The organism is Ruegeria sp. E8 (assembly GCF_056533985.1).
This window is the reverse complement of the sequence record NZ_JBQFOY010000041.1, coordinates 1-9,903: the sequence shown is the minus strand read 5'-3', so window position 1 is coordinate 9,903 and position 9,903 is coordinate 1. Positions and strand designations below refer to the sequence as shown.

Annotated in this window: 9 protein-coding genes and 1 pseudogene; 1 reads left to right on the top strand and 9 read right to left on the bottom strand. The window is 52.1% G+C overall.

The features are described from left to right. From ACR0LF_RS23375 to ACR0LF_RS23340, 8 genes are all read right to left on the bottom strand, one after another. A partial coding sequence (locus ACR0LF_RS23375; protein ID WP_480856493.1) for an IS6 family transposase occupies positions 1-402 on the bottom strand: 402 nt, incomplete at its 3' end. A gap of 118 nt (positions 403-520) precedes the next feature. After that, the gene (locus tag ACR0LF_RS23370) at positions 521-601 is read right to left on the bottom strand and encodes a hypothetical protein (protein WP_480583430.1); all 81 of its coding nucleotides are present in this window, start codon (positions 599-601) and stop codon (positions 521-523) included. A 323-nt stretch (positions 602-924) separates the two neighbouring features. Continuing rightward, positions 925-2,346, bottom strand: coding sequence for an amidohydrolase family protein (locus ACR0LF_RS23365; RefSeq protein ID WP_480583367.1), 1,422 nt, complete (start codon positions 2,344-2,346; stop codon positions 925-927). Positions 2,347-2,373: 27 nt separating this feature from the next. Next, positions 2,374-4,089 (bottom strand): putative 2-aminoethylphosphonate ABC transporter permease subunit, encoded by a 1,716-nt coding sequence (locus tag ACR0LF_RS23360; protein WP_480583370.1) that lies wholly within the window; start codon positions 4,087-4,089, stop codon positions 2,374-2,376. Positions 4,090-4,095: 6 nt separating this feature from the next. Further along, the gene (locus tag ACR0LF_RS23355; RefSeq protein ID WP_480583372.1) at positions 4,096-5,163 is read right to left on the bottom strand and encodes a putative 2-aminoethylphosphonate ABC transporter ATP-binding protein; all 1,068 of its coding nucleotides are present in this window, start codon (positions 5,161-5,163) and stop codon (positions 4,096-4,098) included. A 279-nt stretch (positions 5,164-5,442) separates the two neighbouring features. Continuing rightward, positions 5,443-6,495, bottom strand: a complete 1,053-nt coding sequence (locus tag ACR0LF_RS23350; RefSeq protein ID WP_480583375.1) for a putative 2-aminoethylphosphonate ABC transporter substrate-binding protein — start codon at positions 6,493-6,495, stop codon at positions 5,443-5,445. Between the two features lie 229 nt (positions 6,496-6,724). Next, a complete protein-coding gene (locus ACR0LF_RS23345; RefSeq protein WP_480583378.1) occupies positions 6,725-7,486 on the bottom strand; it encodes a Crp/Fnr family transcriptional regulator in 762 nt (253 codons plus the stop codon). A 79-nt stretch (positions 7,487-7,565) separates the two neighbouring features. Further along, the gene (locus tag ACR0LF_RS23340; RefSeq protein WP_480583381.1) at positions 7,566-8,315 is read right to left on the bottom strand and encodes a sulfite exporter TauE/SafE family protein; all 750 of its coding nucleotides are present in this window, start codon (positions 8,313-8,315) and stop codon (positions 7,566-7,568) included. Between the two features lie 179 nt (positions 8,316-8,494). Between ACR0LF_RS23340 and ACR0LF_RS23335 the strand changes: the two genes are divergently transcribed. After that, entirely contained in the window at positions 8,495-9,520 is a 1,026-nt protein-coding gene (locus ACR0LF_RS23335; RefSeq protein WP_480583384.1) for an IS110 family RNA-guided transposase, read from the top strand. A 305-nt stretch (positions 9,521-9,825) separates the two neighbouring features. Here ACR0LF_RS23335 and ACR0LF_RS23330 read toward each other — a convergent pair. Next, positions 9,826-9,903, bottom strand: a pseudogene (locus ACR0LF_RS23330) (IS6 family transposase); the annotation flags it as partial.

Here is a 9,903-nt window from a genome sequence, read left to right as displayed (position 1 = left end):
TTTGTCGATCACAATCTTCCTCGGCATTCCATTGATCTCCAACATCCTGGCGAAGAACTTGGTGGCAGCTGGTTTGTTGCGACGCCGTGAAAGCATGAAATCAAGGGTCTTGCCGTGTTTATCGACCGCTCGATAGAGGTAGACCCACGCGCCTTTAACTTTGATGTAAGTTTCGTCCATTCTCCACGAACGGTCACATGGCCCTTTGCGGCGACGTGCTGCCTCAGCGATTGCACCAGAATACCGTGTTACCCATCGGTTTAGCGTGGTGTGGTCCACTGAAACACCGCGCTCGGCCATGATTTCTTCCAAATCCCGGTAAGACACACCGTATCGGACATAGAAAAACACCGCGAACAGGATCACATCCTCCGGATATTGCGCGCCTTTGAAGGAAATCATGAACTGACTTTCGACTGATTTTACCGAAAGTCATTCACCCGCAGCATCTGACCTCGTCAACAGCTAAAAGTTTGCAACAGATCCCCTTTTTCATAGAAAACTTTAGACATGTTCACTGTCAATCGCTGACGGATTTGACTTTAGCGAACTTCTCCAGCTCCCAAGCGCCGCCTTCATGGCCATTTCCGGACTGCTTCACTCCGCAAAAGGGGGGAAGCAGTGCCGTCGAATTTGCCGTTCATTTAAACCATGCCAGAGCGGAATTGCCTTGCTACCCGTAGCCTACGGACCTTGTCAGTGGTCTGGACCTAGTTGGTCAGATTTTAGGGCATGTCTCAGGCCAATGCCATAACCTCTTCCTCGGTATCAAACGGAGTCATGATCAGAGCCGGTTGCAGGCAGATTGATGCTGGAGGGGGTGGACACAGGTCAGCTTCCGGCCACCCGATCCCGAAGGCCGACAACGGAGACCGACCTTCAAAGATAACAGCGTCCCTCTGACCTGATTTGTTTAGCGGATTGCTAGCCAAGCTCCAGATTGTCCCACACGCGCTGGCTGGCTTTGTTCAGTTTTTCAATGGCGTCAGGAACATCGATTGTCTGAACTTTTCCACCATCGACGATTGTTTTCCCGTCGACAATTACGGTGTCCACATCATCGCCCGCTGCTCCCATCACCAGAAATTTGAATGGGTCGTATAGTGGTGCCGCCCTGAGCGTATCGCGGCGCACCATCACGATGTCGGCCTTGCACCCCGGTGCCAGCCTGCCTAGATCGCCGCGGCCAAGCGCGTCTGCCCCCCCCACCGTCGCCATGTGAAAAATGTCCGGCGAGCAAGCCGCTGCCGAAGAGCTTTCCACGATCTTGCACACGACGGATGCCATGCGCATTTCGTTGAACATGTCAAACGGGTAGGAATCCGTTCCAATGCCCTGGCGGAAGCCTTTGTCACGGTATTTCTGAATGGAATTGATGACACTGCCGCGGCGGGCCTTGATCCAGGGAATGTGGCATAAAGTCGTTTTGGAATCCCGCAGCAGCGCAACCTCATGTGGCGCCATGGAATCGGCATCACCGTCAGCAGAGAGAATCTGACCATGGCCAATAATCAGGTCCGGCCCCAGCAGACCAACGTCTTCGAGGAATTCAATGGTTGTCTTGCCGTAGGTCTGACGCACCCATTCAAATTCATTGGGTGACTGCCCGGCATGCAACTGAATGGGTATTTTCAATTCATTCGCGTATCGGCGTGTGTCCCGCAGAAGATCGGGATCACAAGTGTCAACCTGCCCCGGTGCCAACATTGTCCGCAGGCGATCATCAAAGCGACCGTTCCAATCCTGACAAAAAGTCACGCAATCTTCGGTGCGCTTTCGGGCGTTGTCCGGGTAGTTTTCATAAAAGACACTGCTGCTTTCAGTCAGTCCATAAAATCGTGTCCGATAGCGTGGCCCTGTGTAACATCGTAATCCTGACTCACCCGCCAGCTTTGCCACATTTTCAGTAATCGAGATGTCCCCGTCGCCCCCGATTTCAAAGTCAAACCCCATTTCTACGATGGTGGTTGAACCGGTGCGCGCCAGTTGAGCAAGCGCGCAGGTCGCTCCGGCAAGCTGCGCATCCGGATCCGTCGCACCGCGCAGAGATGGAAAGATATTGTACAGAGATTTGAAATTCTGGGATTTGGCCTCGGATGAAACATTGTCACCATCCTCAAGCAAACCCTTGGTGAAATTTGTATCGCAAAGATGCAAATGGATGTTGACGAAACCTGGTATAACCAGCTGACCCGTCGCGTCGATCGTGCGATCAACCGGCTCGCTATAGTCGGACCCCACATAAATGATCTCGTTGCCGCTGAAGACAACCACGCCATCTTCCAAAACGTAGTGGGTGTCTCCGTTCCAGGCAATTACTGTCCCGCCTACTATATTGCTAATCATCTTGTATCTCTCTTCAATTATAGGTGGTTAGCTCTGTTTCTCGGAGGAGCGAACTCTCCAGGATTGGAAACGGGTGAACAGTTTTCCGGCGATCAAAACATGAAGCAGGCGCACGGCCAGACAGGTGTATACGATCAGCATTGACATGGCCGCCGCCGCACCGATTTCGCCCATTTCCTCCATGTGAATGGCGGCAACAGATGCCATTTTCGTGTGGGGTCCATATAGGAATATCACCGCCGCAACGGTCGTCATCGAAGTCAGGAAAAGATAAAGCGCGATGTCCAAAATCGCCGGCAGGCAAATAGGTACCGTTATGCGAAAAAAGCTCTTGCGCATTGGAACCTTCATAGAGGCAGATACCGCCTCGAATTCGGCATCAAGTTGTTTAAGCGCGGTGACCGCCGTGAGATGAGCGACTGTATAAAAGTGAGTGATGGTGTTGATGACGATGATGGCGATTGTTCCATAAAGGAAACCGAACGGATTTGCCGGGTGATTGATAAAGAACAGGTATGCCAAGCCAAGAACTAGACCTGGGATAGCCATTGGCATGAGTGCGAAGAACTGAATCAGTTGGCGAGTAGCACCATCGCCCCGTGGTTTTTCCACGAGATACGCACCGAGAAAAATGATCGATGTACCAATGATCGACACCCAAAATGATGCGGTAAGCGAATTTGCGAAATTTTCCCAGCCGACACCTTCAAAGTCAAACGTGTAGCTTTGAAGCGTGAATTCGAGGTTGTATGGCCAGAATTTGATTATGGCCGCGTACTGGGTCATTCCGATGATACCCAATGTGCAGATTGTAATGAACGAACAAAATGCCAGCATTGAATAGTCGACCATGGGGTTGGGCTTTGGTTCGTAGGGAACGGACCGAGCGGTGATCATTGCGGCCTGCTTGCGCGCAGACAGCCGGTCGATGACGAATGCTATGGCAGCGGGTATCAGCAGAATTACAGATACAACCGCACCCATTCCAAAATTCTGCTGGCCCACCACTTCCTTATAAATGTCGGTGGCAAGGACATTGTAATTGCCACCAATGATTTTCGGCACGCCGAAATCGGTGAAGATCAGAATAAAGACCACAAAGGCGGCGCTGATCGTTCCAAAGCGTGCGCTGGGAATGGTGACTGTCAGAAAAGTTCTGAGTTTGCTGGTCTTAAGCGCCTCGGCCGCTTCGAAAAGCCGACCATCCGAGAGCGCTAAAGATATCGAAATGATCAGCACCGCGTGGGGGAAAGTCCAAAAAACAGAAGCGATAACGATTCCGATCGGTCCGTAAATGGAATACCCGAACAATGCGTCTTTCAATACGCCCTGATTGCCGAACCAATAGACAAGGGCAATAGCCTTTACCAGTGAGGGGCTCAACAGCGGCACCAGTGCCATGACCTTGAAAAAGGTCTTGTATGGCATGCATGTGCGGGTCAGCGCGAACGCGTAGGTAAAGGCCAAAACGATGACGATAAAGGCCCCGAGACTGGCGATAAAGAAGCTATTACTGATGGAATTTGAAAGGGCCGGAGTCGAAAAATAAGTGATATAGTTTTCCAGACCTATAAAGTTGCCGTCGCGGTCCTGAAGGCTTCGCATGACCAGCATGGATAGCGGGACCACCAGTGCAAAAACAAAACAAGCGCCCAAAAGCAGAAGTAGACCGCGGACGAGCCAGTCATCGGCGTCCATTCGGCGGCTATTTTTTCGGGGGGAATTCTTAGCGATGCTGGTCATGTCGTCTCATTCCTCCACTGCAAAAAGACGCAAGCTATCTTGCGGAAAGGAAAGACCAATTTTGTCTCCTGACTTCAGCGAAAGCTGTCGCAGCGCCCCTTTCCCGACATCAGCCATAACCAATTGATCTGGCAATCCGTCCATTGCAAGATACAGGCGGACAAAGGCGCCGAGATGTTCGATTTCATTTACTCGGGCTGCAAGTGATGTGCCGTCGATATGTTTCAGAATCTGAATATCTTCCGGTCGTATTGCCGCGCGAGCTGTAGCTCCTGAACTGAAGCCACTTGCATCACACGACAGCTCAAATTCCCCACAGCGAACTTTGTTGTCATCTGTGACAGTGACGGAAATGAAGTTCGTGCTGCCGATGAATTCCGCCACAAATGGACTTGCGGGATTGTCATAAATTTCCCAGGGGTTACCGATTTGCTCAACCTCTCCCTGTCGCATGACAAGAATTCGGTCGGCCATCGCTTGCGCTTCCTCCTGATCATGCGTCACCATGATCGTCGTCACGCCAAGGCGCTTTTGAAGTTCGCGAATTTCACGCCGCAAATGCCCGCGGACCTTCGCATCAAGTGCCGACAAGGGCTCGTCCAGCAATAGCAGACCCGGTGATGTCGCCAAAGCGCGGATCAGCGCAACCCGCTGCTGCTCACCGCCTGATAACTGATTGGGATGTTTATCAATGTGCCCCGAAAGGTGGACCAGTTCCAACAGCTCAGCAACCCGGGAGGCGATTTCTTCTTTGGGTTTATTTTGATTGATCAATCCATAGGCGACATTGCTTCCAACAGTCAGGTTGGGAAACAGGGCATAAGATTGAAACACGATGCCGAAATCACGTTTCGAGACCGGCCAGTTGGAGATGTCTTGGTCGGCCTGGATGATCTGGCCGCTGGTCTGAGTTTCCAACCCCGCTATGCACCGCAGCAATGTTGTTTTCCCGCATCCGGATGGGCCTAGAAAACAAACAAACTCCCCTGGGTAAATATCAAAGGAGATGTCTCGCAGAGCCTCAAATGAGCCGAATCGCTTCGATACAGAATTAACTCGCAGATATGGTTTCATAGTTACCCCGATCGATAGCGCCGCGCCTCTGGTTCGGAGGTGAATGGGCGCAATTTGGAAGTTAGACTGCAACTTCGTTGTGCAAACACTCAAGACAGATTTGCGAATTCAGCTGCGCCTGCCGGTACTGCGGGTGAAATCAGGAGAATTGTTTGGAAGCGACGGCTTCGAACTATCTATCTGACACCTGCAATCCATTTGTTTAATACCCGGGGTGAGTTTCTGGTTAACGTCGCACTTTCCCCGGGTATCTGAATTTTGCGCTTCTAATGGCGCTGGCTAGTTTTTGGGCTCAGATTTGCCATCATAGCGACCCCGCCATTCAGTGTTAATACGAGCCTTGTTGTCCGCTGCCCAAACGAAGTCATTATTGATCATCATATCCACTACTTCCGGTGGGAAGTTCTCGCGTTCAACTGTCATGCCCGGCATTGCGACGACCGAAGAGGAAGAAGCATAGAACCGCATGATGTCTTCATTTATGGCCCAGTCGATGAACGTCTTCGCGTCTGGCTCGTTCTTGGTTCCTTTCAGAATAGCCATCGCCTGCATTTCCCAACCGATGCCTTCCTCTGGAACGATCACATCAATGGGGGCACCTTTAGTCTTAAGCGTGGCCCCCCTGAACGGCCATGAAATACCAACAACGTATTCCCCAGCCGCCGCCTGGTTGCACGGCTTTGAACCACCATGTGCATAGGAGGCGATGTTTTCATGCAGCCCGTCCATGAATTCCCAGGCCTTTTCTTCACCAAACATCTGAATCCAGCTGGATACCGCTAGAAAACCAGTGCCCCCGGAAACCGGATTTGGCATCGTGATTTGCCCGCGATAGACAGGATCGGTCAGGTCAGTCCATTTTGTCGGACGTGGAATATTTAGCTTTTCTGCCTCAACTGTATTGAAGCAAATTGCGCTGGCCCATCCGTAAATACCAGTCCAATGCGGAGGATCCTGCGAATCCCGGTATTTGGCATCCAGGTTCTCTACACCCTTGGGCGTGTATGGCAGGAACATGCCCAACTGATCCATGCTCAGCATGCTGGTTGCCGCCATTGCGTAGATGACATCGGCGCGGGGGTTGTCCTTTTCAGCCCGCAACCGGGCATCGATAATACCCGTGGAATCCCTTACCCAATTCACTTTGATTTCCGGATGAGCCTCCTCGAATTGTTGCCCGATTTTTTTGAGCTTATCGCCATCCATTGTCGCATAGATCGTTATTTCACCCGACAGGGCCGGAGTGCCGGTCGCAGCCAGCAACCCCGCGACCAACAAGCCTTTTAAGGATTTGCTTGTGTGGTGCCATTTTTTCAGATCGGCGCTTTTCATTATAGCCCTCCATGTCTTCGTGCCATTTGGGATTGCATGGAAGATTTTCACGATGCCTGGAGTAGGGATAGCAAATATTTGCGCCACCCCCAATTTCCGGGGGCGACTCACCGTCAGGTTTATCCTCGCAAGATGGAGTTATTTATGGAAGTTGAGCAAAGCGGCTTTTTTCGAGGACTCTGGGCCAGAGCTGCCAAAACCCTTCAAAAAACAAGAGCTAATGCAGAAATCAGAAGCATATCTCTTCCAGGCCGCGCACGTTGAGAAGTCGAATCGCATGGCCGCTGCGCGAAATCAGGCCGTCTTTTTCAAAGCGATCCAATGTCAAAGAGATGGACTGGCGGGTCGCGCCTATCATGTTGCCCAGTTCCTCTTGAGTGAAGTTTTCGCTTAGATACGAACGGTTTTGCACTTGCTGGAGGTCAGCATCAGCCAGTGTCAAAAGCAAATGTGCCAGACGCGTGCTCATAGATCGCGTTCCCATGATCTGGACGAGGGAGGTATAGAGTTTACCTTTATAAATAAGCCCTTCGATGACTCCGACCGCGAGATTTGGGATCTGACGGATTAACTGTTTGAGAACGACTCCCGGCAGCCAAAGGCCGACGCTGGGTTCCACGGCCACAGATGACCACATGTGATCACCGCCGCCGAAAATCTGCGGGGCACCAACAAAATGTCCGGCGGGCCAGTATGCCAGAGTTATTTCACGTCCAGCCGGTGATACATAAAATGACCGGATTCTTCCGGACCGAATAAAATGGATCCCTTGATGTTTTTCTCCTTGTTGAAAGAAAAACTCTCCTTTGGCGTATGAGGTTTCCTGTCCACTTTCCAACAGCAAATCTAATTCATCCTTGCTGAGGTGACTCAGAATGTCCGGATTCGTATCGCTTTCGACGAGCGATTCAGTCATGTGGACCGCTTTTTCCTCGGAAGCCGCTGTCTCAATGATTGAATGCGGGAGTTCCCGCTTTTTGTCTCTGACCATCCGGTATCCAGCGTTAGATCACATTTGCCCAAAAAACGTTATCTCACTGGAATTCGGTGATCAACTATCCGAACTGCGCTCAAAAAACTTTTGCTAGGTACGCTGCACCTGAAAGCGTGAGAAGGCCAGCGACTGCCAGACGAAGCAATGTCGTTGGAAACCTTTGCGCCAGCAATGCGCCCAACGCTGCACCAATCACCACAATGACAGTAATGGGAAACGCAATGTCGAAGTTGACGCGCCCCATGACCATATTCCCCGTTGTCGCCAGAATTCCGATGGGGATTTGAATTGCCTGCCCCAGGCCAATTGCCTGACGCAGATCTGCATTTAGGGCCAGCATGATCGGAATCAAGATCAACGGACCTCCGGTGCCGGTTATTGCCGATCCAAATCCTGTTACAAGGCCGATCAGAATCAATCTTCCACCTCTTTGTCTGACCGGATCAGCCGGCTGGCGTCGTACCACCGTGAGTGTATGAATGCCGGAAGCAATGCATAAAACACCGATTATTATCTGAACGCTCGTGGAAGGAATAAGGGTTAGCGCAAAGGATCCGGCAAATGCCGCAATGCCAGCACCTAGTGCGAGCGCAAGAAAATCCGACAGGATTATTTTTCCGGCTCGCCCAAAAACAAGCGCCCCGACAAATCCGGTAAAGATAAGTGCGAACATGCAACTTGGAATTGCAGTGTGTATGGGGACATCGCCGAATACTTCTAGACTGGGCGCAAGCAGCAGCCCGCCAATCGCTGTTGAGCCAATGAGCAATGCGATAACAAAATTTACAATAATAAAGGGGATATTTGATATAAGATCGGTGTCCATTGCTGCATCATGCGCAGGCCCCCCCCCGTTATCGAGCAATTATTTGCGCACAGGCAAAAGCGTTGCTGATCCGCTGTTCACATGAATGCTATGCCGCAGGTTGGTTTTGAAGGTGTAGACGCCCCCGCTGGCCTCGATGTGCCATTGTGGGTTTGCAAACAACCTGAATGGAGGCGTCTATGGAAGAGATTAGCATGGTTGGCCTGGATTTGGCGAAGAATGTGTTCCAGGTGCATGGAGCGGACAGAGCAGGTCACGCTGTAGTCCGAAAGAAACTTCGCAGAGGTCAGGTTCTGGACTTCTTTGCGAAGTTACCGCGCTGTGTGGTTGCAATGGAAGCGTGCGCCAGTGCGCATTACTGGGGGCGTGAGGTCGGTCGTTTGGGTCATGATGTCAGGCTGATCCCTCCGGCCTACATCAAGCCTTTCGTCAAACGTCAAAAGAACGACATGGCTGATGCGGAAGCGATCTGCGAAGCCGCGAGTAGACCAACGATGCGCTTTGTTGCCGTGAAAAGTGAAGACACACAGGCATCAGCGATGGTTCTTCGGGCGCGGGAACTATTGGTTCGGCAGCGCACTCAATTGATCAACGCTCTTAGAGGTCATCTTGGTGAGCTCGGACAGGTGGCTCCGCAAGGCGCGGCCAATATTCGTAAGCTGGTTGCGTTGGTGGACTCTGGCGATAGCGCGATCCCGGATGTGGCCCGGGAGTGCCTTGAAAGACTGATCGGCATGCTGAACCAATTGGACGGTCAGATCAAAGAACTGGATGTCGAGATTGCACGCCGCGCACGGTCAAACGAAACCGCGCGCCGCTTGATGACGGTGCCAGGAATTGGTCCGCTCATCGCAACTGCGCTGGTTGCCCTTGCCCCACCACCGGAAACGTTCCGCCGTGGTCGGGATTTCGCCGCCTGGCTCGGGCTGGTTCCAAGACAGCATTCAACAGGGGGCAAACAACGCCTCGGGGCAACGACAAAGATGGGAGAACGTTCGCTGAGGCGATTATTGATCATCGGCGCCAACAGCGTTGTCATGTGGCGCGCTCGAAATAGAACGAGAACAGATCCCTGGCTTGATCGCCTGATCGAACGCAAGCCGCCACTGCTGGTTCGCGTGGCCCTGGCGAACAAGATGGCGAGGATCGTTTGGGCCTTGATGAGCAAAGGGGGAGTCTACCGGGCTCCGGCTGCCAACGCATAAAGCGTCGGCGACCGAGAGACGGCGGAAACGGAAGAGGACAATGGACGGTATGGCATCAGGATCGTGAGACCGGATCGGGAAAACCAGCTTACGACACAGTGCTTCGAGCACGTGGTTTTGAATTGGACCAGATCCGCTTACACCATACGGGCCAGCGGCTAGTGAAAAGGCCGCGCAACAGGCCGAACACATGTCAGTACCCGAACCGATGCTGAAGACCGACTAAATTACCTCTTGCGTTTTGGGCGTCTACACATGTTGCAAAGATTTGAGCCCGTTGAGTTGTTTCAGCAACCGCTTGTGCGTCAGGTGGCGAGCTCAGCGAACTGTTGAAATGGGCAGAGTCCGGGTGTGATTTGACCTTTGCGGATCATGTGCGCCAC

What these genes read in the sequence shown, in the direction of transcription:
- ACR0LF_RS23365 (WP_480583367.1), bottom strand. Translation starts at nt 2,346, where the DNA reads ATGATTAGCAATATAGTAGGCGGGACAGTAATTGCCTGGAACGGAGAC.
- ACR0LF_RS23360 (WP_480583370.1), bottom strand. Translation starts at nt 4,089, where the DNA reads ATGACCAGCATCGCTAAGAATTCCCCCCGAAAAAATAGCCGCCGAATG.
- ACR0LF_RS23355 (WP_480583372.1), bottom strand. Translation starts at nt 5,163, where the DNA reads ATGAAACCATATCTGCGAGTTAATTCTGTATCGAAGCGATTCGGCTCA.
- ACR0LF_RS23350 (WP_480583375.1), bottom strand. Translation starts at nt 6,495, where the DNA reads ATGAAAAGCGCCGATCTGAAAAAATGGCACCACACAAGCAAATCCTTA.
- ACR0LF_RS23345 (WP_480583378.1), bottom strand. Translation starts at nt 7,486, where the DNA reads ATGGTCAGAGACAAAAAGCGGGAACTCCCGCATTCAATCATTGAGACA.
- ACR0LF_RS23340 (WP_480583381.1), bottom strand. Translation starts at nt 8,315, where the DNA reads ATGGACACCGATCTTATATCAAATATCCCCTTTATTATTGTAAATTTT.
- ACR0LF_RS23335 (WP_480583384.1), top strand. Translation starts at nt 8,495, where the DNA reads ATGGAAGAGATTAGCATGGTTGGCCTGGATTTGGCGAAGAATGTGTTC.